The sequence below is a fragment of the Herbaspirillum chlorophenolicum genome (assembly GCF_001189955.1).
Taxonomy (GTDB): domain Bacteria; phylum Pseudomonadota; class Gammaproteobacteria; order Burkholderiales; family Burkholderiaceae_D; genus Herbaspirillum; species Herbaspirillum chlorophenolicum.
In genome coordinates this window covers 17,795-40,401 of the sequence record NZ_LFLT01000006.1, presented here as the reverse complement: position 1 = coordinate 40,401, position 22,607 = coordinate 17,795, and the positions used below count along the sequence as shown (strand labels likewise).

22 protein-coding genes are annotated in these 22,607 nt (G+C 64.0%); 16 read left to right on the top strand and 6 right to left on the bottom strand.

The features are described from left to right. Nucleotides 1-41: 41 nt before the first annotated feature. Both rsxB and nth read left to right on the top strand, forming a co-directional pair. Nucleotides 42-758: an electron transport complex subunit RsxB gene (rsxB, locus tag AKL28_RS05780; protein ID WP_050467249.1), complete on the top strand. Its 717-nt coding sequence runs from the start codon at nt 42-44 to the stop codon at nt 756-758. Between the two features lie 76 nt (nt 759-834). Next, nucleotides 835-1,485, top strand: a complete 651-nt coding sequence (gene nth, locus AKL28_RS05775; protein ID WP_050467126.1) for an endonuclease III — start codon at nt 835-837, stop codon at nt 1,483-1,485. A gap of 27 nt (nt 1,486-1,512) precedes the next feature. Here nth and AKL28_RS05770 read toward each other — a convergent pair whose 3' ends face one another. Then, nucleotides 1,513-2,781, bottom strand: coding sequence for a branched-chain amino acid ABC transporter substrate-binding protein (locus AKL28_RS05770; RefSeq protein ID WP_082221377.1), 1,269 nt, complete (start codon nt 2,779-2,781; stop codon nt 1,513-1,515). A 285-nt stretch (nt 2,782-3,066) separates the two neighbouring features. Between AKL28_RS05770 and AKL28_RS05765 the strand changes: the two genes are divergently transcribed. Further along, entirely contained in the window at nt 3,067-3,498 is a 432-nt protein-coding gene (locus AKL28_RS05765; protein ID WP_050467125.1) for a DUF1841 family protein, read from the top strand. Between the two features lie 70 nt (nt 3,499-3,568). Here AKL28_RS05765 and AKL28_RS05760 read toward each other — a convergent pair whose 3' ends face one another. The 3 genes from AKL28_RS05760 to AKL28_RS05750 form a co-directional block, all read right to left on the bottom strand. Next, nucleotides 3,569-3,925 carry a c-type cytochrome gene (locus AKL28_RS05760; RefSeq protein ID WP_050467124.1) on the bottom strand — a complete coding sequence of 119 codons (357 nt, stop codon included), beginning with the start codon at nt 3,923-3,925 and terminating at the stop codon, nt 3,569-3,571. Between the two features lie 13 nt (nt 3,926-3,938). Continuing rightward, entirely contained in the window at nt 3,939-4,259 is a 321-nt protein-coding gene (locus AKL28_RS05755; protein WP_050467123.1) for a c-type cytochrome, read from the bottom strand. Between the two features lie 483 nt (nt 4,260-4,742). After that, the gene (locus AKL28_RS05750; protein ID WP_082221376.1) at nt 4,743-6,992 is read right to left on the bottom strand and encodes a site-specific recombinase; all 2,250 of its coding nucleotides are present in this window, start codon (nt 6,990-6,992) and stop codon (nt 4,743-4,745) included. 183 nt (nt 6,993-7,175) lie between these two features. Here AKL28_RS05750 and AKL28_RS05745 point away from each other — a divergent pair, with 183 nt between their 5' ends. The 3 genes from AKL28_RS05745 to AKL28_RS05735 all read left to right on the top strand — a co-directional run bounded on the left by AKL28_RS05745 (nt 7,176) and on the right by AKL28_RS05735 (nt 9,998). Further along, nucleotides 7,176-8,042 carry an AAA family ATPase gene (locus AKL28_RS05745; protein WP_050467122.1) on the top strand — a complete coding sequence of 289 codons (867 nt, stop codon included), beginning with the start codon at nt 7,176-7,178 and terminating at the stop codon, nt 8,040-8,042. A 24-nt stretch (nt 8,043-8,066) separates the two neighbouring features. Then, the gene (locus tag AKL28_RS05740; RefSeq protein ID WP_050467120.1) at nt 8,067-8,654 is read left to right on the top strand and encodes a GNAT family N-acetyltransferase; all 588 of its coding nucleotides are present in this window, start codon (nt 8,067-8,069) and stop codon (nt 8,652-8,654) included. 174 nt (nt 8,655-8,828) lie between these two features. Next, nucleotides 8,829-9,998 (top strand): vWA domain-containing protein, encoded by a 1,170-nt coding sequence (locus AKL28_RS05735; protein WP_050467119.1) that lies wholly within the window; start codon nt 8,829-8,831, stop codon nt 9,996-9,998. A gap of 20 nt (nt 9,999-10,018) precedes the next feature. On the opposite strand, the gene AKL28_RS05730 is transcribed toward AKL28_RS05735, so the two are convergent. Then, nucleotides 10,019-10,219 (bottom strand): heavy-metal-associated domain-containing protein, encoded by a 201-nt coding sequence (locus AKL28_RS05730; RefSeq protein ID WP_050467118.1) that lies wholly within the window; start codon nt 10,217-10,219, stop codon nt 10,019-10,021. Nucleotides 10,220-10,387: 168 nt separating this feature from the next. Between AKL28_RS05730 and AKL28_RS05725 the strand changes: the two genes are divergently transcribed. The 4 genes from AKL28_RS05725 to AKL28_RS05710 all read left to right on the top strand — a co-directional run bounded on the left by AKL28_RS05725 (nt 10,388) and on the right by AKL28_RS05710 (nt 15,307). Beyond that, entirely contained in the window at nt 10,388-12,862 is a 2,475-nt protein-coding gene (locus AKL28_RS05725; RefSeq protein WP_082221375.1) for a heavy metal translocating P-type ATPase, read from the top strand. Then, nucleotides 12,859-13,284: a Cu(I)-responsive transcriptional regulator gene (gene cueR / locus AKL28_RS05720; RefSeq protein WP_050467116.1), complete on the top strand. Its 426-nt coding sequence runs from the start codon at nt 12,859-12,861 to the stop codon at nt 13,282-13,284. Before AKL28_RS05725 ends, cueR begins: the two co-directional genes overlap by 4 nt. Then, on the top strand, nt 13,281-14,258 hold the full coding sequence (locus tag AKL28_RS05715) for a Gfo/Idh/MocA family protein (protein WP_050467246.1): 978 nt from the start codon (nt 13,281-13,283) through the stop codon (nt 14,256-14,258). Before cueR ends, AKL28_RS05715 begins: the two co-directional genes overlap by 4 nt. 152 nt (nt 14,259-14,410) lie before the next feature. After that, nucleotides 14,411-15,307, top strand: a complete 897-nt coding sequence (locus tag AKL28_RS05710; RefSeq protein WP_050467115.1) for an alpha/beta fold hydrolase — start codon at nt 14,411-14,413, stop codon at nt 15,305-15,307. Nucleotides 15,308-15,375: 68 nt separating this feature from the next. Here AKL28_RS05710 and cadR read toward each other — a convergent pair whose 3' ends face one another. After that, nucleotides 15,376-15,828, bottom strand: a complete 453-nt coding sequence (cadR, locus tag AKL28_RS05705) for a Cd(II)/Pb(II)-responsive transcriptional regulator (RefSeq protein WP_050467113.1) — start codon at nt 15,826-15,828, stop codon at nt 15,376-15,378. Nucleotides 15,829-16,070: 242 nt separating this feature from the next. On the opposite strand from cadR, the gene AKL28_RS05700 reads away from it, so the two are divergent. The 6 genes from AKL28_RS05700 to AKL28_RS05675 all read left to right on the top strand — a co-directional run bounded on the left by AKL28_RS05700 (nt 16,071) and on the right by AKL28_RS05675 (nt 22,588). Further along, the gene (locus AKL28_RS05700; protein ID WP_231602358.1) at nt 16,071-18,242 is read left to right on the top strand and encodes a heavy metal translocating P-type ATPase; all 2,172 of its coding nucleotides are present in this window, start codon (nt 16,071-16,073) and stop codon (nt 18,240-18,242) included. A gap of 24 nt (nt 18,243-18,266) precedes the next feature. Then, nucleotides 18,267-18,701, top strand: coding sequence for a hypothetical protein (locus tag AKL28_RS05695; protein WP_050467111.1), 435 nt, complete (start codon nt 18,267-18,269; stop codon nt 18,699-18,701). Between the two features lie 85 nt (nt 18,702-18,786). Further along, nucleotides 18,787-20,184 carry a TolC family protein gene (locus AKL28_RS05690; protein WP_050467110.1) on the top strand — a complete coding sequence of 466 codons (1,398 nt, stop codon included), beginning with the start codon at nt 18,787-18,789 and terminating at the stop codon, nt 20,182-20,184. Then, nucleotides 20,181-21,524 (top strand): multicopper oxidase family protein, encoded by a 1,344-nt coding sequence (locus tag AKL28_RS05685; RefSeq protein WP_050467109.1) that lies wholly within the window; start codon nt 20,181-20,183, stop codon nt 21,522-21,524. Before AKL28_RS05690 ends, AKL28_RS05685 begins: the two co-directional genes overlap by 4 nt. A gap of 50 nt (nt 21,525-21,574) precedes the next feature. Continuing rightward, nucleotides 21,575-22,090, top strand: a complete 516-nt coding sequence (locus AKL28_RS05680; RefSeq protein ID WP_050467108.1) for a cupredoxin domain-containing protein — start codon at nt 21,575-21,577, stop codon at nt 22,088-22,090. Nucleotides 22,091-22,117: 27 nt separating this feature from the next. Continuing rightward, complete coding sequence (locus AKL28_RS05675) at nt 22,118-22,588, top strand: DUF411 domain-containing protein (protein WP_050467107.1); 471 nt, start codon at nt 22,118-22,120, stop codon at nt 22,586-22,588. The last annotated feature ends 19 nt before the right edge of the window (nt 22,589-22,607 follow it).

The window sequence follows — 22,607 nt, the reverse complement described above, 5'->3', positions numbered from 1 at the left end:
GGATAATGTGGCCTTTGAGTTGTTTGCCGAACTGCCTCAACGTGCCGCCATCCGCCACCACACCGTCTGCCCTGCCCGGTCTCGCCGACCGGATCGAAGACCTGCTGCCGCAAACCCAGTGCACCAAATGCGGCTACCCGGCCTGCCGCCCCTATGCCGAAGCGATCGCCGATGGCCGCGCCGCCTATAACCAGTGTCCGCCCGGCGGCGCCGAGGGCATTGCCCGGCTGGCGCAATTGCTGGGCCAACCCATCCTCCCGCTCAATCCGGCCAATGGCCGGGAACAGCCGCGCCTGCTGGCGGTGATCGACGAACAGGCCTGCATCGGTTGCACGCTGTGTATCCAGGCCTGCCCGGTAGATGCCATCGTCGGTGCGGCCAAGCAGATGCATACCGTGGTTGATGACCTCTGCACCGGCTGCGAACTATGCGTGGCGCCCTGCCCGGTCGACTGCATCGCCATGGAAGAAGCCACGCCGGGACGCACTGGCTGGCAAGCCTGGACACAAGAACAGGCCAACGCCGCACGTGCGCGCCACGATTTGCGCAGCGTCCGCCTCAAACGCGATAAGGCGGAGAATGACGCCCGCCTCGCGGCCAAGGCCGCCGCCAAGCTCAAGGAAGTGGAAGCCGCCGAAACCGGCACGCCCGAGCAGCAAGCCGAGCAGGCCCGCAAAAAGGCCATCATCCAGGCGGCGATGGAGCGCGCCCGCTTGAAAAAACTGCAAGCTGAACAGGAAAAAGCGGCCAAACCCTGAGCCCTTGCGTGCGGCTCTATTTCCCTTTTCCCATTTCCTTTTCTCGCCGACAAACGATACAAGAAAAACGACATCCATGAACCCGACCAAACGCCGCGAAATATTCGAACGCCTGCGCCAGGCCAATCCAACGCCAACCACCGAGCTGGAATACACCACACCGTTCGAGCTGCTGATCGCGGTCTTGTTGTCGGCCCAGGCCACCGATGTCTCGGTCAACAAGGCCACGCGCAAGCTCTACCCGGTGGCCAACACGCCCCAGAAAATCTACAAGCTCGGCGTGGACAAGCTGATCCCCTATATCCAGACCATCGGCCTGTTCCGTACCAAAGCCAAGAACGTGATCGAAACCTGCCGCATCCTGATCGAGCAGCATGGCGGCGAAGTGCCGCAAACGCGTGAGGAGCTGGAAGCCTTACCGGGGGTAGGACGCAAAACCGCCAATGTGGTCTTGAATACCGCCTTCGGCCACCCGACCATTGCGGTCGATACGCATATCTTCCGCGTCTCCAACCGCACCGGCCTGGCGCCGGGCAAGGATGTGGACGAGGTGGAGCGCAAATTGATGAAGTTCGTGGCGCCGGAGTTCATGCAGGACGCCCACCACTGGCTGATCCTGCATGGCCGCTACACCTGCATCGCGCGCAAGCCGCAATGCTGGAACTGCGTGATCGCCGACCTGTGCGAGTTCAAGCAGAAGACGCCGCTGCCGCAAAAGGGCGTATAAGAACGGCGGAAAGGCATGCTGCGCCTCTCAGCGCACCGCCGTCCCGCTATTGATCTGCAGTACCGGCACCCAGCGCATGTCCTGTACCTCATACATGGTGAATATCGGGTTGAGCAGGTCGCCTTCATCGTTGAAGGCGATAGTACCGCTCACACCATTGAAACGCAGCTTGTGCATCTCTTGCACGATGGCGGCCGACTCCGTGCTGTTGGCCTGGCGGATGGCATTGACCAGCGCCTGCGCGGCGTCATAGGCGAAGGTGGCATACAGGTCGATATCGGTATCGAAATTCTGCCCGTAGCGCTGGCGGAAAGATTTCCAGCCCGGCATTTTGTCCAGCGATGGCCCCGGCTCCAGCACCAGCGCGCCATTGCCATCGGCCCCGGCTTGCATCAGGAAGGGCAAGCCTACCGTCCCGGCCGAGGCCATGAGCCGGCTATTGATCTTCAGGCGCTTGATGGCCTTGGCGAGCAGCCCGGCCTGCCAGTCAAGGCCGCCGAAGAAGATGAGGTCGGGGTTGCGCTTGCGGATTTCGATCAGCGGCGCGTTGAAATCCGAGGTCTTGTCGCTCACCGAATAACTGCCGATCACTTTAATGCCCTGGTCGCGCGCAGTCCGGGCGACCTGTTCGGCCAGCCCCTGGCCGAACGGCGTGCGGTCGTCGATGGTGGCCAGCGTCTTCACGCCCAGCTTTTGTACCGCATATTCGGCTGAGAACTGGCCTACGGCATCGTTGTTGGCAATCGTGCGAAACACCCCCGGATATGCCTGGGCCGTGAACTTGCGGCTCATGGTCGCGGGCGATATCTGCACTATGCCCGCGGCGTGATACACCGGAGCCGCCGCCAGGCTGGCGCCGCTGTTCCAGTGGCCGACCACGCCGACCACATGCTGGCTCACCAGATAGCGCGCGACGTATTCGGCGGTGGCGGGATCGGCGCGGTCATCCTGCGCCAACAGCTTGAAACGGTAATTCTTGCCGGCGATGCGCACGCCGCGACGGTTGGCTTCGTCCAGCGCCAGCTGCACCGCGTTCTGCATGCTTTTACCTACGCCGGCGGATGGCCCCGACAAAGGACCGGCAAAACCGACCGGCAGTATGGCGCCCTCGTCGGCAGCGGCATCGCCCACTACCGCCGGCGCACGATCAGCCGCCTTCCTTTCCGCAACCGGCTTGGCCTGCCCCCCGAGCGCCACGAACACGCCGGCGGCCGCCAGCAGAACAATGGCGGCGCAACGAAAATGAAAGCGGCGTAGCAAACGGAGGTGCGCTAAGAAGCTGCCTGCAGGACGCATGCGATTTCCCCTCTCTGTGCCCGGCCTCCCTGCTGGCAACATGTACCGAGTCGGCCGGGTTCTGCTTATAAGTAGAACGCATTTCAGCAATCAAACAGGGAACGTTCACACCCTCGATGATTGAGGCAATGCGCTCTTTGGGCTCCCCGCAAGAATATTACTTCAAGACAACCCCGCCGTGGCGATCCAAAATGACCTCCATCAGATTCCCTTGGCGCATGCCTGTCCTGAAACCGACCGCGATGCGGCGTAAAATAGAGGTTTGAACTTTCGTTTCCCTGCACCATGTTCACGCCCTCCCAGCACGATGTCCGCCGCTTTTTCTGCGATGCTTACCGCAAGCATCGGGGCCACGAAGTCCTGACCCCGATCGAAGCGATCGCACGCGACTGGATCATCCAGCATCCGGAATATGAAGAAGCGCTGGGCGATGTCGAACAGGCAATCGCCACCGACTATTCGGTGGAACGCGGCCAGTCCAATCCTTTCCTGCACTTGTCGATGCACCTGTCGATTACCGAACAGATTTCCATCGACCAACCGCCTGGCATCCGTGCCGCGTTCCAGATGCTGGCACAGCGCCGCGGCTCCGAACATGAGGCACATCACGAAATCATGGAATGCCTGGGCGAGATGATCTGGAATTCCCAACGCAATGGCCTGCCGCCGGATGGCGCGGCCTATATCGACAGCATCAAACGCCGCGCGCAAAACTGACTTCCGGCGCCACCAGACGAAAAAGCCACGCAACAGCGTGGCTTTTTCATTGCGCCGGCAATTGCGCCGCTTACTTGTGCACCACCAGCGTACCCGGCAGGCTATGCAGGTAGGCGGCGATATTCTGGATATCCTGATCGGTCAGCGGCTTGGCCTGCGCCGACATGATGGCGTTGGTGCGGCCATTCATGGCGGTGTCGCCGCGGCGATACGCCACCAGGGCATGCTTGAGGTAATCCGCATGCTGGCCGGCCAGCTTGGGGTAGGAAGGATCGATCGGCGAGTTGTAGTCCTTGCCGTGGCAGGAAGCGCAGTTGTACTTCTCGACCAGTGCACGGCCGGCGGCCAAGTCGGCGGCCTGGGCAGGCAAAGCAACGGCGGACAATACGGCCAACGCCGCGGCCATATGGGTAAGAATATTTTTCATCTCGTGCGTCCCCTCACTTCTGCTGCGAATAGTAGGCGGCCAGGTCGGCGATATCCTGGTCCGACAGGCTGGCGGCGATGCCCCGCATCGACGGATGCTTGCGTTCGCCCTTCTGGTAGGCGCGCAGCGCGTTTTCGAGGTATTTGGGGGATTGGCCGCCCAGCATGGGTACCTGGTAGACCTCAGGGAACGAGGCTTTGTAGCCGGGGATGCCGTGGCATCCGATGCACATGGACACTTTATTTTCAGCAGCCTTGGCATTACCGACGATGTCTGCCGCAGACGCACTGCCGACAACGCCACTCAAGGCAAGAAGCACGAGGTGTTTTTTCATGTTCGCAGGGTAAGTAAATTGGACTTAAAACCTGCTCACGACCTCGCCCGGGGTTGTCCAAATGTTCTTTCAGGCGGTCTGCGTCGTTGCAAAGCCTCCCCGGGCCAACCGGCCCGGCTGCGTTTTGCGCCTTGCACCCCATCCTGAAATGACATTAGCCCAACTCCCGGCGAGATCGTGAACAGGTTCCGAAACGAATCTTTTGCAGCCAGTGGCATTTTTCTTACTGATTCAGTTGCACTGGTTCGGCAGGTTTGGCTGTTTTACTGTGGCTCAACCGTTCTTTCGGCTTAAGCGTGTCTCTCCACTCCCCCTGCTTACGCAAAAAACCGTTTGATTCTAACCTAATAAACTCGGCATAGTCATCCCTTCCCGGGTGCCCCGAAAATCGGCCGCAACAGCCCGCCTGGTGCAGGCTTGCAGGAAATACCCCAATATATGCACTGCAATATGACGGGTATAGCCTTGGTAATCAATCAATACTCATCCATGCCGCCGCAATCCCTCGGGATGGACGTTGCGCTCGCTGTCACGGGCGCTCTCACCGGGCCATTCGGCCTGCGTTTGCGTGTCGTTGCCGATATCGATGGGAGTCGCGCTGCCGCCGTCCCCGCCGTTGTCCCTGTCTTCATCCTCGCCACTGCCTTCCTCATCGTGCACCGCCGCATCGACGCCCGCCCCAGCGCGTTCAGGAAAAATGAAGAATGCCGGCGCAGTGACGAAGCGGCGCAACACTTCCCGCTGGACGAAACGCCGCATGCGGCGCGGCACATCACGCGCGCGCAAGGCCAGCGTCAATGCGCAGGCGAACGCCACGCCCACACCCAAGAACGCACTGATGGCAACGCCGCCGGCAGCCAGCCAGAATTCCGGCGTGGCCAGCGATTGCCAACCGAGGCTGAATGCCGCTGCCGCCAACGTGCCGGCAGCCAGCGTCACCTGGCGCACGTCCAGCGGCAGGCCGAAGAACTCCGCCAGCACCGGCGTCATCCCCAGCAGCAGACCCAGCACCATGCTGCCGGAGATGGTTGCGACATTGCGCTCCAGCCAGGCTGCGCAACGCTCGGCGCGCAAGGGGCCGAGCGCATGCACCAGGCGGCGCTGGTTGGACATGATTTCGCGCACGCGGCGCAAGGCGAACCAGTTGTCGGCGAACCCCGCCGCCAGGCTCGACAGCCACAGCAGTACGCCGGTCAGCGCGGCATAGAGCGGCGTGGGGCCGACCAGCGACAGGGAAACCAGCTCGGCATGCGCCTGTTCGGTTCTCATCGGCACCACGCCGAACAGGAACCAGCCGGCAGTGCAAACCAGAGCCACCACCGGCGCCACCGCCAGCAGGTTGCCGAAAATGGCCGCCGATTGCGAACGCAGCAGCAAGCCCGCTTCCGCGATCAGGCCACGCATGCCGTCGGCGTCCAGCTCGCCCATATGCGAAGCCAGCATCGGCGCCGCCACAGCCGGCTGGCGCGTGGCCAGCACACCGCCCACGGCGGCAATCAGCAGGAAGCTCGCCGCATAGTTGAGCGACGCCAGCGCACCCTCGAAGAAATGCGCCGACCCCAGCCTGGCCACCCCGATCTGCAGCAGCGCCGTGCCGGCCAATACCGCACCGCCCAGCAAGCCGCCCTTCAATACCTTGCGGTAGCCGGCAGCATCGCGCGCGATGGCCTGTTCGCCGTGATTGGCATTGCGCTCGACCATCTTGCGCGCCAGCAGCGCGAAGCTGCGGCGCATCAAGCCGCGCACCGAACCACGGTTGTGGTGCGCGGAAATCAGGTCGGCCAATAACAACTGCACACGCCCCGCTCCCGGTTCGCCGGGAACGGCCGCGCGCACATCGATCAGGCGGCCGATGCGTTGCAGATGCGCACGCATGCGCTCGATGCGGTACACCAGGCTGACCGAGACGCCGTATTCGTCCAGGTGAGCATAAATGCGGTCAGTCTGCGCATGGCACACCGCCACCAGCATGCGCACGCTGCGCAATGCGGCCTGATCGTAAGGGTTGGTGCGCAACCATGCCTCTATCTCGCGCCGCAACGCCAGGAAAGGCGTGGCGCGCATGGGCATCTTGGGTTCCAGGCGCTGGCGGAAGGCCGGGCTAATGCCGTCGGCGATCACCGTCGTGGTGAGGTAGGTAATCGCCTCTTCGATCTGCTGCCAGTACATGTGCGAAATGCCGTCATCGGCAAACAGCTTCCATAGCCGCACCAGCAGCTCATTGTCCAGCTCGAGCAACCAGTTGGCATCGTCCGGATCGGGAAACAGCGCGGTGAAAAGCGAAGACAGGTCGGTTGGGGAAAGGTGGCGCGGCAGGACCATGCGCGCCAGGCGTTCGACCAGTTCGCCGAAGAAGCCTGGCTCATGCGGCAGGCCGGTGGTGGAAAACAGCTCCGGACCGTTGGCCTCGCGCAGGGTCTTTTGCATCGCATTCTGCACGTTGCGGCGCACGTCGCGGTGCTGGTCGAGCCAGTCCAGCATGGTCGCCAACCGCTGGCTGCGGACCTTGTTCCAGGCCTGCCGGTCCAGCAGGGACACTGCCGGCCGGTGGCGCAGCCACTCGGCGACGTCGATCAGCCAGTTGGCGCGCTCATGCCAGGCCGATGCGGGATCGACGCGGCGCATCAAACTGTCGAGTTGCCGCCCGACATCATGGCGGGCCATGTAGCGGGCTTGCATGCCGTGCCGCAGGCGTCTCCACACCACCAGCATTTTGAAGAACAGGAATTTCATGTGTCTTGTCAGCGTTATGCATGCGGAATCCCATACATAAGGGCGAATCCGCGAATTTCAACCCGACTGAGCCAGCCGGGGTTTTCCCTTATACTCGTTTAAATTGACAAGCCGATGTCTTGCGCCGCAGCACCATGCGCAGGAAGTTGGCGGCACAGAACGACATCACCAAGGACCGCGCCCATGCACGACCATTCCGCACGCCCGGAACGCTTCACCGGCTCCGACACCTACGTCGCCACCGACGACCTCAAACTGGCCGTCAACGCCGCGCTTACGCTGCAGCGCCCGCTGCTCATCAAGGGCGAGCCCGGTACCGGCAAGACCATGCTGGCCGAGGAAGTGGCCGCGGCGCTGGATCGCCCGCTGCTGCAATGGCACATCAAGTCGACCACCAAGGCGCAGCAGGGCTTATATGAATACGACGCGGTCTCGCGCCTGCGCGATTCGCAACTGGGCGACGAGCGGGTCAAGGACATCCACAACTACATCGTCAAGGGTGTACTGTGGCAGGCGTTCACTTCGCCCGAACCGGTGGTGCTGCTCATCGACGAGATCGACAAAGCCGACATAGAGTTCCCCAACGACCTGCTGCGCGAAATCGACCGGATGGAGTTTTACGTCTACGAGACGCGCGAAATGGTGAAGGCAAGGCACCGGCCGCTGGTGGTGATCACCTCCAACAACGAGAAGGAATTGCCTGACGCCTTCCTGCGCCGCTGCTTTTTCCACTACATCAAGTTCCCCGACAAGGACACCATGCAGCAGATCGTCGACGTGCACTTCCCGCACCTCAAGCGCGAGCTGCTGGCGCAGGCGCTGCAAAGCTTCTACGAAGTGCGCGACGTGCCCGGCCTGAAGAAGAAACCTTCGACCTCGGAACTGATCGACTGGCTCAAGCTGCTAATGGCCGAAGATATCCCGCCCGAGGCGCTGCACAGCAAGGATGGAAAGGCCGCCGTGCCGCCGCTGCACGGCGCGCTGCTCAAGAACGAGCAGGACGTTCACCTGTTTGAGCGGCTGGTGTTCATGTCGCGCAACAACCGCTAGCTTTCTACCTGCCCCGGAGACGCCATGCAATTCCTCTCGCCGATCACGCTCAAAGGCCATTTCGTCAATGTCGAACCGCTTTCCCTTGAGCACCACGATGCGCTGATCGCCGCAGTCTCCGACGGCAAGCTGTGGAAGCTCTGGTACACCTCCGTCCCCAAGCCGGAGAACATGCGCGCCGAGATCGAGCGCCGCCTGCACCTGCAGCAGCAAGGCAGCATGCTGCCCTTCGTGATCCGGCGCAACGACACCGGCGCGCTGTGCGGCATGACCACTTACATGAACGCAGACGCCGCCAACCGCCGCGTCGAAATCGGTTCCACCTGGTACGCTGCCAGCGCCCAGCGCACCAGCATCAATACCGAATGCAAGCTGATGATGCTCACGCACGCCTTCGAAGACATGCACTGCATCGCCGTCGAATTCCGCACCCACTGGATGAACCAGCAGTCGCGCACTGCCATCGCCCGCCTGGGGGCCAAGCAGGATGGCATCTTGCGCAACCACCAGCGCATGCCGGACGGCTCGCTGCGCGACACCGTGGTGTTCTCCATCATCGAATCCGAGTGGCCCGCCGTGCGGCGCCACTTGCAGTACAAGCTGGGGCGCTGAACGCCCGAACCTGTTCAAAGTCTCGGCGGGAGTTGGGCCGATGTCATTTCAGGATGGGATGCAAGGCGCAAAACGCAGACGGGCCGGTGGCCCGGCGAGGCTTTGTAACGCAGCAGACCGCCTGAAAGGGCATTGGGACAACCCCGACGAGATTTTGAACAGGTTCGTATATCCATGCTGATCGATTTTTTCTTCACCGTGAAAGACGCCGGCGTGCCGGCTTCGATCAAGGAATTCCTCACCCTGCTGGAAGCGATGGACAAGCAGGTCATCGCACCCTCGATGGATGAGTTCTACTATCTTTCGCGCCTCACGCTGGTCAAGGACGAGGCCAACTTCGACAAGTTCGACCGCGCCTTCGGCGCCTACTTCAAAGGTATCGACACCATCTTTGAGAAGAAGCCCGAGATTCCGCTGGAGTGGCTGCTGAAGAAACTGGAGCGCGAACTGACGCCCGAACAGAAAGCGGCTATCGAGAAGTTCGGCTACGACAAGCTGATGGATCGCCTGAAGCAACTGCTGGAAGAACAGAAGGAGCGCCACGAAGGCGGCAGCAAGTGGATCGGCACCGGCGGCGTCTCGCCCTTCGGGCATGGCGGCTACAACCCGGAAGGTATCCGCATCGGCGGGGTCGGCAAGAACCGCAGTGCGGTCAAGGTATGGGATGCGCGCGAATACAAGGACTATGACGGCGAGCGCGAACTGGGTACGCGCAATATCAAGGTGGCCTTGCGCCGCCTGCGCAAGTTCGCCCGCGAAGGGCTGGAAGAAGAACTGGCGCTGGACGACACCATCCGCGCCACCGCCAGCAATGCCGGCTATCTCGATATCCGCATGCAGCCGGAGCGCAAGAACAACATCAAGGTACTGATGCTGTTCGACGTCGGCGGCTCGATGGACGACCACATCGCGCGCACCGAGGAGCTGTTCTCGGCCTCGCGCACCGAGTTCAAGAACATGGAGTTCTTCTACTTCCACAACTGCGTCTACGACTATCTGTGGAAGAACAACCGCCGCCGCCACGCCGAACGCTTCCCGACCTGGGATGTCTTGCGCAAATACACGCCGGACACCAAGCTGATCTTCGTCGGCGACGCCACCATGAGCCCTTACGAAGTGGTGCAGCCGGGCGGCTCGGTGGAATACAACAACGCCGAGGCGGGTGCAGTCTGGCTACAGCGCTTCACGGCCACCTTCCCGCACTTCGCCTGGCTCAATCCCGAGCCGGAAGGCTTGTGGCAATACCGGCAATCGATCGCGCTGATCCGGCAACTGATGAATGAGCGCATGTTCCCGCTCACCATCGATGGACTGGAGCGGGCGATGCGGTTGTTAAGCAAGTAGAAATGCCCTCCTCAAGCCGTTCAGGCTGCCACCGGCGTATAACCGGCATCGGCAATCGCCTCGGAAAAATCCTGTGCCGGAAAGGCGCTGTCGATGACGACGCGTTTGTCGGCCACGGCGATTTCAACCCTGGCGTTGGCGTCCACATCCTTGACGGCCTTGGTGATGACGCTGGCGCAATGGTTGCAGGTCATATCGTTGACGGTAAAAACGGTACTCATGGCGAAATCCTTTCAGTAAGTGGATAGTATGTCTGCAAGCTTAAACCTTCCCACAATGGCAAGGTCAAGCTCCCATTTTTCGCATCCGTGCGACAATCCTGCTTGACCTTACCATCATGGGAAGGATGATGATGGCATCGTGACCACCATCCTTCCGGAGCTTCCACCATGACAAGCACCTCCCCCACCGCTATTGCCCGCGAGTTCAGCCTCGACATCGAAGGCATGAGCTGCGCATCCTGCGTCAACCGCGTTGAAAAAGCCTTGCGCGCTGTCCCCGGCGTAACCGACGCCGCCGTCAACCTGGCCACCGAACGCGCCACCGCGCAAGCCGCTTCGAACGTCGATGTCGCCCAACTGGCGGCGGCGGTCGAGAAAGCCGGCTACCGCGTCAAGGCCAGCCACGCCGAACTCGACATTGCCGGCATGACCTGCGCCTCGTGCGTCACGCGTGTGGAAAAGGCCTTGAAGAAAGTACCGGGCGTGTCTGCCGTCAGCGTCAACCTCGCCACCGAAACCGCCAGTATCTCGATGCTGGGCGACATCCCCCTGCCAAGCCTGATCGCCACCGTCGAAAAGGCCGGCTACCAGGCCAGCGCGCATGCGCAGCCAGGTGACGCGACACAGAAAAAGAAAACACCCGCCCTGCCCTCCTGGTGGCCGGTGGCACTGTCGGCAGCCTTGTCGCTGCCGCTGGTGCTGCCCATGCTGCTGATGCCCTTCGGTATCCGGCTGGAACTGCCGCCGATGTGGCAATGGCTGCTGGCCACGCCAGTGCAGTTCTGGCTCGGCTGGCGCTTCTACCGTGCCGGCTGGGGCGCGCTGCGCGCGCTGTCGGGCAACATGGACTTGCTGGTGGCGCTGGGCACCAGCGCGGCTTACGGCCTGTCGCTGTACCAATGGCTGGGTACACAAGCCATGCCCGATCACCCGATGGCGGCACCCCATCTCTACTTCGAAAGTTCAGCGGTGGTGATCACGCTGGTGCTCCTGGGGAAATGGCTGGAAACGCGCGCCAAGCGCCAGACCGCCGATGCCATCGCCGCGCTCAACGCATTGCGGCCGGACCGCGCGCGCGTGCGCCGCGACGGGCGCGATGTCGACGTGGCGCTGGCGGAAGTACGGGTCGGCGACCTGGTAGTGCTGCGCGCCGGCGAACGGGTGCCGGTCGACGGCGTGGTGCGCGAAGGCCGCAGCCACCTGGACGAAGCCATGCTGACCGGCGAAAGCCGTCCACAAGATAAGGAACTCGGCGACAAAGTGTCCGCCGGCGCCATCAATGCCGATGGCGTGCTGCTGGTCGAAACCACCGCCGTCGGCGCCGAGACCGTGCTGGCGCAGATTGTGCGCATGGTGGAACAAGCCCAAGCGGCCAAGGCCCCGATCCAACGGCTGGTGGACCAGGTCAGCGCCGTCTTCGTACCGGCCGTGCTGGTGATTGCGCTGGTCACATTGGTGGGCTGGGGCTTGTATGCAGGTGACTGGGAACAGGCACTGCTCAATGCCGTGGCGGTACTGGTGATCGCCTGCCCTTGCGCGCTGGGCTTGGCTACACCGACCGCAATCATGGCCGGCACCGGCGTAGCCGCGCGCCACGGCATCCTGATCAAGGACGCGCAGGCACTGGAGATCGCGCATCGCATCAATGTCATCGCCTTCGACAAGACCGGCACGCTGACCGTCGGCCGTCCGCGCCTGACCGAACTGCATGCAGCACACGAAGGGCAAGCGTCGCAAGACCGGATGCTGGCGCTGGCCGCCGCGCTGCAGGCCAGTAGCGAACATCCGCTGGGCCGTGCCGTGCTCGACGCTGCGGCTGTGCGGGATGGCCTGCCGCAAACGCAAGCTACCGAAGTACGCAGCGTGGCTGGACGCGGTATCGAAGGCAATATCGATGACCACCAATATTGCCTGGGCAGCAGCCGCTGGATGCAGGAACTGCAAGCGCCAATGCAAGCGCTGGAACTGCGCGCCAATGAACTGCAACAGCAAGGCCGCACCCTGTCCTGGCTGGCGCGCAGGGATGGCGAGCGCGCCGAGATCATCGGTCTGCTGGCGTTCGGCGACGAGGTCAAGCCGGGCGCTGCCGACGCCGTACGCAGCCTGCAACGACTGGGCATCGCCACCGTCATGCTGACCGGCGACAACCGCGGCGCCGCGCAGCAAGTAGCGGCGCAGCTCGGCATCGACGATTTCCGCGCAGAGGTGCTGCCGGCCGACAAGGCGCAGGCAGTCGATGCGCTGCGCGCGCAGAATGGCAGCGACGGCAAGCCCGCGGTGGTGGCAATGGTCGGCGACGGCATCAACGATGCGCCGGCACTGGCCGCTGCCGATGTCGGCATCGCCATGTCCACCGGTACCGATGTCGCCATGCAGGCGGCCGGCATCACGCTGATGCACGGCGACCCGGGCCTGGCTGCCGACGCCATCGACATCTCGCGCCGCACCTACAGCAAGATCCGCCAGAACCTGTTCTGGGCCTTTATCTACAACCTGGTCGGCATTCCGCTGGCAGCCTTCGGCCTGCTCAACCCGATGCTGGCCGGCGCGGCGATGGCGTTCTCCAGCGTCAGCGTGGTCAGCAACGCACTGCTGCTTCGCCGCTGGAAAGCCCATCAAGCAAAACACGGAGTGAAAGCATGAACATCGGAGAAGCGGCCGCCGCCTCGGGCGTATCGGCCAAGATGATCCGCCATTACGAGGAGACCGGCCTGATCCCCAAGGCCGGACGCACCGACGCCGGCTACCGCGTCTACAGCGAACGCGACGTGCACCTGCTGCGCTTCATTCGCCAGTCGCGCCTGCTCGGCTTTTCAATGAAGCAGATCGCCGACCTGATCGGCCTGTGGCTGGACCAGTCGCGTTCCAGCCGCAAGGTCAAGCAACTGGCCGAGGCGCATATCGGCGAGCTCGACCAGCGCATCCGCGAACTGCAGGCGATGAAATCGACGCTGGAAACACTGGCGCACAATTGCCACGGCGACAACCGGCCCGACTGCCCCATCCTTGATGCGCTGGGCGCCGGGGACGGATGCTGCGCGCACACGTCCAAGGCCGCCGCATGAAGCCGCTACGCTGGGGCATCATCGGCTGCGGCGCCGTCACCGAACGCAAGAGCGGTCCCGCTTACCAGAAAACAGCCGGCTTCGAATTGGCGGCCGTCATGCGGCGCGACGCGGCGCTCGCGGCCGACTATGCGCACCGCCACGACGTGCCGCGCTGGTTCGACGACGCCGACGCGCTGATCGCCGATGCCGATATCGATGCCGTCTACATCGCCACGCCACCCGACACGCACCTGCACTACGCGCTGAAGGTCGCCGCCGCCGGCAAGCCCTGTTGCGTCGAAAAGCCGATGGCGCCCAGCCACGCCGAATGCCTGGCCATGGTCGAGGCGTTCGAGCGGGCCGGATTGCCGCTGTTCGTCGCCTACTACCGGCGCTCGCTACCGCGCTTCGAACAGGTTCGGAAATGGCTTGCAGATGGCCGCATCGGCACGCCGCGCCATCTCCATTGGCAACTGGCGCGCACGCCGGCCGCGGATGACCTCAACGGCACTTACCGCTGGCGCACCGACGCGCGCATTGCGCCTGGCGGTTATTTCGACGACCTGGCCAGCCACGGCCTGAACCTGTTTTCCCATTTCTTCGGCGAAGTCGTGCAAGCTTCCGGCAGCGCTACCAACCAGCAGGGCCTGTACAGTGCATGCGATGCAGTTGTCGCCAGCTGGCTCTACGCATCGGGAGTGACCGGCAGCGGGAGCTGGCACTTCGGCAACTTCGAACGCGCCGACCGGGTGGAAATCACCGGTAGCGCAGGCAAGATCGATTTCTCGGTATTCGAAGAGCAGCCGCTTCAATTGACGACGGCTGATGGTATCGAACGCATGGATATTCCCAATCCGGAAAACATCCAGTTGCATCACGTTGCCAACATGCGCTCACACCTCGCCGGCGGTGCGCGCCATCCGTCCTGCGGCGACAGCGCCGCGCACACGGCGTGGATGATGGATCGCATCCTGGGCAAGACAGCAGGCTGACGGCAATGGCTGGCGTGCCGTGCCTTGCATGAGGAAATTTCATCCCGGCCTGCCTTTTTTACATTGTCCCGGTACGGCACTGCTGCGATGATTCACCTGAGGTCTGCAGTATCTACAGAGAGTATCGCCGCATCCATCGGAGAACGCCTGCCATGCCGCAAAGCAACCACCTGAGTTTCATCGACACCGACAAGTTGCGCATCGCCTTTGAAGAAAGCGGCCCGGCCGATGCGCCCGCCGTGGTACTGGTGCATGGCTGGCCGGACGATGTGCGCACCTGGGACCACTTCCTCAAACCCTTGCGCGCGGCGGGCTATCGCGTCATCCGTCCGTTCCTGCGCGGCTATGGGCCGACGCGCTTCCTGTCCGCGGACACCCCGCGCAGCGGCCAGCTGGCCGCGCTGGGTTCCGACCTGATGGCCTTCGTCGACGCCCTGGGGCTGCAGCGCTATGCGCTGATCGGCCACGACTGGGGGGCACGCGCCGCCTATATCGCCGCGTCGCAGACACCGGACCGCATCAGCCATTGCATCACCCTCTCGGTCGGCTGGGGCACTAATACCGCGGATCAGAAATTGTCGCTGCAGCAGTCGCGCAATTACTGGTACCACTGGTTCTTTGCCACGCCGCGCGGGGCCGAGGAACTGAAACAGGACCGCCGCGGCTTTGCGCGCTTCATGTGGAATACCTGGTCGCCGTCGTGGTCCTTTGCCGACAGCGAGTTCTCCAACACCGCGGCCTCCTTCGACAATCCCGACTGGGCCGATATCTGCCTGCACTCCTACCGCCACCGCTGGGGCTTTGCCGAAGGCGATCCGGCCTATGCCGGGCTGGAGGCCAAACTGGCGCAGACACCCGCGATCATGGTGCCTACCCTGATGCTGCATGGCGGCGAGGATGGCGCCAACCATCCCTCGACCTCGGAAGGCAAGGACAAACTGTTCGGAAACGGCTACCGCCGTGTGGTGATCGATGGCGCCGGACATTTCCCGCAACGGGAAAAGCCGGATGAGGTAATCGCGGAAGTGATGGCTTGGCTGGCGCGCTGATACTCGCCTGAACAGCATGGAGGTACGAAGGAGGCGCAACGCCGCCCTCGTCCCGCCATGCCCTCCGGTCAGTGGCAGCCGCCGCCGTGGCTGCCGAGATTGGCGGGCTTCACATCGTCGGGCAGATTCGCCAATCCCTGCAGGATGCCGCAGTCGCGCGACGGCTGGTCGGCGTCGCATTGCGCGCGCAGCACGTGCAATTGCCCCTGCAAGGCTTTCAATTGCTCAATGCGCTGGGCCACGTGGCCGATGTGCTTGTCCAGCAACGCATTCACCTCACCGCAATTCTGCTCGGGCGCGTCGCGCAGGCGCAGCAGCTCGCGCACTTCATCCAGCGTCATGTCCAGCGAACGGCAGTGGCGGATGAATTGCAGCCGCTCGACATGGCGCGCGCCATACAGCCGGTAATTGGCCTGCGAGCGGGTCGGCTCGGGCAGCAGGGTTTCCTTCTCGTAATAGCGGATGGTTTCGACCGGGCAATCGGCCAGCGTTGCCAGTTCGCCAATTTTCAGTGTATCCATGATGCGCTTGACCTTGTAGTTACTTCAGGGTTTTTAATATACCTTGTAAACAAATCCGCTGCACTGGAGAAAAGGACAAACCGATGGCCGAACACAAGCATGGACACCCCCACAGCCATGACCATGATCATGCGCATCATGCTCACGACCACCATTCCCATGATGCCCAACAAGGCCATGCGCATGCCGATGTGAACGGCAGCTGCTGCGGCGGCCATGTGCATGAGGCGCTGCAAACGGCAATGCCGGCGGCCCAGCGCCTGGCGGGCGACACCGAAGAGGCGGTGTTCTTCATCCAGAAGATGGACTGCCCCACCGAAGAAAAGCTGATCCGCGAGCGGCTGGGGCAGATGAATGGCGTCGGTGCGCTGGAGTTCAACCTGATCCAGCGCGAACTGACGGTACAGCACCAGTTGCCGTCCATTGCCCCCATCGTCGACACCCTGAAGGCATTGGACATGCTGCCTGCCGTCAAGTCCGATTCGCTGGATGCCTCCGCACAGGCAGACGCCATCGACCAGGCCGCGGCCTACCGCATCCCGGCGCGCCGCTGGATCCTGCTGGGGCTGGCCGGCTTGGCCGCGCTGGGTTCGGAAATCATGGCCTGGACCAGCGGCGACGAGCGTTCGCTGCCGGTGATCGCGCTGGCCCTGCTGGGCATTGCGCTGGGCGGGCTGGGTACGCTGAAGAAGGGCTGGATCGCACTGCGCAATTTCTCGCTCAACATGAATTTCCTGATGTCGCTGGCGGTCATCGGCGCGGCCGTGATCGGCCAGTGGCCGGAGGCGGCGGTGGTGATCGTGCTGTTCACACTGGCCGAGATGATCGAGGCGCTGTCGCTGGACCGCGCACGCAATGCCATCGCCGGCCTGATGGCGATGGCGCCCGACCTCGCCACCGTGCGCGGCGCCGACGGCAGCTGGACCAGCACACCTGCGCGCGAGGTGGCGGTGGACGCCATCGTCCGCGTGGCGCCGGGCGAACGCGTGCCGCTGGATGGCGTGATCACCGAAGGCGCAACCAGCATCAACCAGGCGCCAATCACCGGCGAAAGCATTCCGGTCGCCAAGCAGCCGGGCGATGCAGTGTTCGCCGGCACCATCAACGAGCATGGTTCATTCTTGCTGCGCGTCACCGCCGCCCAGGGCGATTCCACACTGTCGCGTATCGTCAAGAGCGTGCAGCAGGCGCAAGGCCAGCGCGCACCGACGCAGCGCTTCGTCGACCGCTTCGCGCAAGTCTATATCCCGGCCGTGGTCGCCATGGCGGTGCTGGTGGCGGTACTGCCGCCGCTGCTGATGGGCGCCGACTTCCATCCCTGGCTGTACAAGGCGCTGGTGCTGCTGGTGATTGCCTGCCCCTGCGCGCTGGTGATCTCCACCCCGGTCACCATCGTCAGCGGACTGGCGGCGGCGGCGCGGCACGGCATCCTGATCAAGGGCGGCGTCTATCTCGAACAGGGCCGCAAGCTGCGCGCGCTGGCGCTGGACAAGACCGGCACCATCACCTTCGGCAAGCCGGTGGTGACCGACGTGCCATCGCTCGCCCCTTCTGCCAACCAGGAGGTCTTGCTGCAACTGGCGATCTCGCTGGCCACCCGCTCTGACCACCCGGTCTCGCGCGCCATCGCCGCGCAGGAAGGCGCCGCTGCGCTGGAGGTGAGCGACTTCGAAGCGCTGGCCGGACGCGGTGTACGGGGACGCATCGGCGGCGAACTCTATCATCTGGGCAACCACCGCCTGGTGCATGAGCTGGGCATGTGCAGCCCGGAGCTGGAGGCACGCCTGCAAGCCTTCGAGAAGCAAGGCAAGACCACCACCCTGCTGTGCCGTGGCGCACAGCCCGAACTGCTGGTGGCGGTCGCCGACACGGTACGCCCAACCAGCCGTGAGGCGGTCGCCGAGTTGCGGCAACTGGGCGTGCACGTGGTCATGCTGACCGGCGACAACGCGCATACCGCGCAAGCCATCGCCGCCCAGACCGGCATCGACGACGCCCGTGGAGACCAACTGCCGGATGACAAGCTCAAGGCCGTCGAAGCGCTGGGTACGCAATATGGCGAAGTCGGCATGGTCGGCGACGGCATCAACGATGCGCCGGCGCTGGCACGCGCCCAGATCGGTTTCGCCATGGGTGCGGCCGGCACCGACACGGCGCTGGAAACCGCCGATGTTGCGCTGATGGACGACGACCTGCGCAAGATCCCCGACTTCATCCGCTTAAGCAGCAAGGCGCATCGGGTGCTGGTGCAGAACATCACCATCGCGCTGGGCATCAAGGCAGTGTTCCTGGCGCTCGCGCTGGCCGGCATGAGCTCGCTGTGGATGGCGGTGTTCGCCGACATGGGCGCCAGCCTGATCGTGGTGTTCAACGGCCTGCGGCTGGTGCGCGGAGTGCCGTCGCGGGTCGGGTAAGCGCCTGGTGCTATACTTGCCGCCATGATCCTGCGCGCGAAAATTTTCCTGCTGTGGCTGCTGGCGCTGGCGATCCCCGTCCAGGGGTTCGCCGCCGCGCTGCAGGCATGCGCGCCGGCCATTGCGCAAACGGCGGCTGCCGGACACGGCGCGCAAGCGGCGCATGGCTTGCAACAGGACGCACAGGCGACGGCACACCAGCATGGCCATCATGCGCAAGCCGAGCCGGTCGCCGAGACGATCACCGATGCAGCGCCCGCGCACGACACCCACCACGCGCAGCACAAGAATGCTTCCTGCAGCTACTGCGCCGCCTGCACCACGGGCGCGGTACTGCCGCTGGCGCTGGACGCTCTCCCCGCCCTCGATCTTCCCTCGCGCGAATTCATCGCGCTGCCGGCCACCGGCTTCGTCGGCTACCTGCCGGAAAATCCCGACCGGCCTCCCTCCTTCCTCTGATGCCTGATCGCGCACGCTAGAGCGTGCGCCCACCCCGCCCGGGTACACCCGCGGCGGATGACGATCATCATCAGAAGAGGATTCCATGACTCCCCTAGTTTCACGCCCCCTGCGGGCGAGCGCGCTGGCCGCCTGTGCGTTGCTGGCCGGCTGCGCCTCATTCTCCGAGGATGGCGGTTTCGGCCAGGTGCAAGGCATTGCCGCGCAAAAGCTTGGCAAAGAAGCCGCCTGGAACCGCACGCCCGAGGATGCCCGCCGTGCCGAAGCGCGCGTCGCACAGCTGCTGCACGCCGACGGCCACAGCCAGGCCCGCCTGGCCAGCGCCGACGACGCGGTGCAGATCGCACTGTTCAACAATCCTGAACTGCAGGCCTCCTTCGCCGATCTCGGCATTGCCGAGGCCGACCTGGTGCAGGCCGGCCGCTTGCCCAACCCGGGCTTCTCGTTCGCCCGAACGCATTCCGGCGGCGATATCAAGATCGAGCGCAGCCTGTCGCTGGCATTAATGCAGCTCTTCACCATGCCGGCGGCCTCCCGCATCGAGGCGCGCCGCTTCGACCAGGTGCGCCTGCTGCTGGCCGACAAGCTGCTGCGCACCGCCGCGCAAACGCGTCAGGCCTATTACCGGGCAGTGGCGTCGCAACAGGGCCTGGCCTATCAGGAGCAAGTGAACCAGGCCGCCGAGGCCTCGCATGAGCTGGCCGCCAAGATGGCCAAACACGGCAATGTCAGCAAACTCGATGCCGCGCGCGAGCAACTGTTCTATGCAGACACCCAGACCGGCCTTGCCCGCGCGCGGCGCGACGCGCTGCAGGACAAGGAAGTGCTGGCGCGCCTGCTGGGCATTGCCCCCGCCTTCACGTTGCCGGAACGGTTGCCCGACCTGCCTGTGCGGATCGAAGAAGCGGCCGATATCGAACGCCAAGCCATGGACCAGCGTCTCGACATACAAGCCGCCCGGCTGGAAGTGGCCGGCCTGCAGGATTCGCTGGGCCTGACGCGCGCCACCCGCTTCATCAACGTGCTCGACCTCGGCGCACTGCGCACGTCGGAGACCGGCAAGGCGCCCGAGATCGGCTACCAGGTCGATATCGAGATCCCGCTGTTCGACTGGGGCCAGGCGCGCGTAGCCCGGGCCGAGGCCATCTACATGCAAAGCGCCCACAAGCTGGCCGCCACCGCGCTCGATGCCCGCTCGCAGGTGCGCCTGGCCTGGCGCGAACGGCAGGACGCCTTTGTGCTGGCGCGCCGTTACCGCGACGCCATCGTGCCATTGCGCCGCCAGGTATCCGATGAAAACCTGCTGCGCTACAACGGCATGCTCATCAGCGTATTCGAGCTGCTGGCCGATGCCCGCGAGCAGGCCGCCACGGTCAATGCCGCCATCGAGGCCGAGCGCGATTTCTGGATCGCCGACGCCGGACTGCAACTGGCGCTGGGCGGTCCGGCCACGACCGACAACCGACAAGGAAAACAACCATGAGCGATACCAACATCAGCCGCCGCACCTTCCTGCAAGGCTCGGCCTTGGCGGTGAGCGCATCGGCCGTCAGCCGCGTGGGAGCGGCCAGCCTGCCTGAAGCGCCGCTGCAGCAAAGCGCGCAGACCCAGCCACCGCTGGCGCCCAGCAATGGCCGTCCCTACCAGCCGGTGGTGACACTGAACGGCTGGAGCCTGCCCTGGCGCATGAAGAATGGCGTCAAGGAATTCCACCTGGTGGCCGAACCGGTGGTGCGCGAGATCGCGCCCGGCATGAAGGCCAACCTGTGGGGCTACAACGGCCAGAGCCCCGGCCCCACCATCGAGGTGGTCGAGGGCGACCGGGTGCGTATCTTCGTCACCAACAAGCTGCCCGAAGCGACCTCCGTGCATTGGCACGGCCAGCGCCTGCCCAACGGCATGGATGGCGTGGCCGGACTGAACCAGCCGGGCATCCCGCCGGGCAAGACCTTCGTCTATGAATTCACCGCACGCCGTGCCGGCACCTTCATGTACCACCCGCACGCCGACGAGATGGTGCAGATGGCGATGGGCATGATGGGCTTCTGGGTGACGCATCCGAAAGACCCGAACTTCATGCGCGTGGACCGCGACTTCGTGTTCCTGCTCAACGCCTACGACATCGAGCCGGGCGCGGCCACGCCCAAGGTCAACACCATGCTCGACTTCAACCTGTGGACCTGGAACAGCCGCGCCTTCCCCGGCATCGATCCGCTGGTGGTGCGGCAGAACGATCGCGTACGCATCCGTGTTGGCAACCTGACCATGACCAACCACCCGATCCACCTGCACGGCCATGAATTCACCGTCACCGGCACCGACGGCGGCTGGACGCCACCGGCCTCACGCTGGCCGGAGGTATCGGCCGACATCGCCGTGGGCCAGATGCGCGCCATCGAGTTCGACGCCACCGAGGAAGGCGACTGGGCCCTGCATTGCCACAAGGCGCACCACACGATGAACGCCATGGGCCACAGCGTGCCGACCATGATCGGGGTCGACCAATCCGGCGTCGCCGCAAAGATCGGCAAGCTGATTCCTGACTACATGGTCATGGGCGACAAGGGCGGTTCGATGGATGGCATGGAAATGCCGCTGCCCGAGAACACGCTGCCGATGATGGCCGGCAATGGCCCGTATGGCGCCATCGAGATGGGCGGCATGTTCAGCACCGTCAAGGTGCGCAAGAACCTGGCGCGCGGCGATTATCGCGATCCCGGCTGGTACCGGGCGCCAGCCGGCAGCGTGGCCTACGAATGGAAAGGCGGCCAGCCGCCGCCTCCATACCACGCGCCGGAAGCAAAAACCGGCCACGGGCACTGAACCCCTCCCCATGACATGCATTGAACCGACACTCACTGAAAGGAAATACGATGAAACTCCTGAACACCACCACCGCCCGCCTGCTGGCAGCAACGCTGCTGGCAACCGCAACCCTGCCCTCGCTGGCTGCCGGCATGCAAGGCATGAACCACGCCCCGCACCAGCATGACGCCGACGATGCCGCCATCGGCCGTCCCGGCAAACCCGGGTCGCCTGCGCGCATCGTCAAGGTCGACATGACCGACGGCATGCGCTTCTCGCCCGCCAGCGTGCAGGTGAAACAAGGCGAAACCATCCGCTTTGTGGTCACCAACAGCGGCAAGCTGCGGCACGAGCTGGTGCTGGGCAGTGCCGACGACCTCAAGGCCCATTACGCGGCGATGCTGAAGAACCCCGACATGGAACATGCCGACGCCAACCAGATCACGCTGGACGGCGGCAAGCGCGGCGAGCTGCTGTGGCAGTTCGACCGTGCCGGCACCGTGCAATTCGGCTGCCTGCAACCCGGCCATTACGATGCCGGCATGAAGGGCAGCGTGACGGTTGCCGCCGCCCGTTCGCGCTGATCGAATCCCAAGCCCAACGGAGAAGACATGCAACGACGACACTTCAACCTGGCCGCATTGGCGGCGCTGGCCCTGCCCGCCCTGGCGCACGCGCAGCCATCCCGGCCGCGCATTGAGGTCTACAAGGATGCCAACTGCGGTTGCTGCAGCCAGTGGGTGACACACCTGCAGGCATCCGGCTTCGATGTCGCCAGCAGCGACGTTGACGACACCGGCGTCTACCGCCGCCGCTTCGGCATGCCCGAACGGCTGGCTTCCTGCCACAGCGCGCAGGTGGCAGGCTATGCGATCGAAGGCCATGTGCCGGCGGCCGATATCCGGCGCCTGCTCAAGGACAAGCCACGCGCCATCGGCCTGGCCGTAGCAGGCATGCCTGCCGGTTCGCCCGGCATGGAAGACCCGCGCAACCCGAAGGCGCGCGCAGCCTATGACGTGCTGCTGGTCGGCAAGGATGGCGCGACCTCGGTCTATCACCGCTATCCCGCCGTGACCGGATGAGCGGAAAACGCTTCCATTC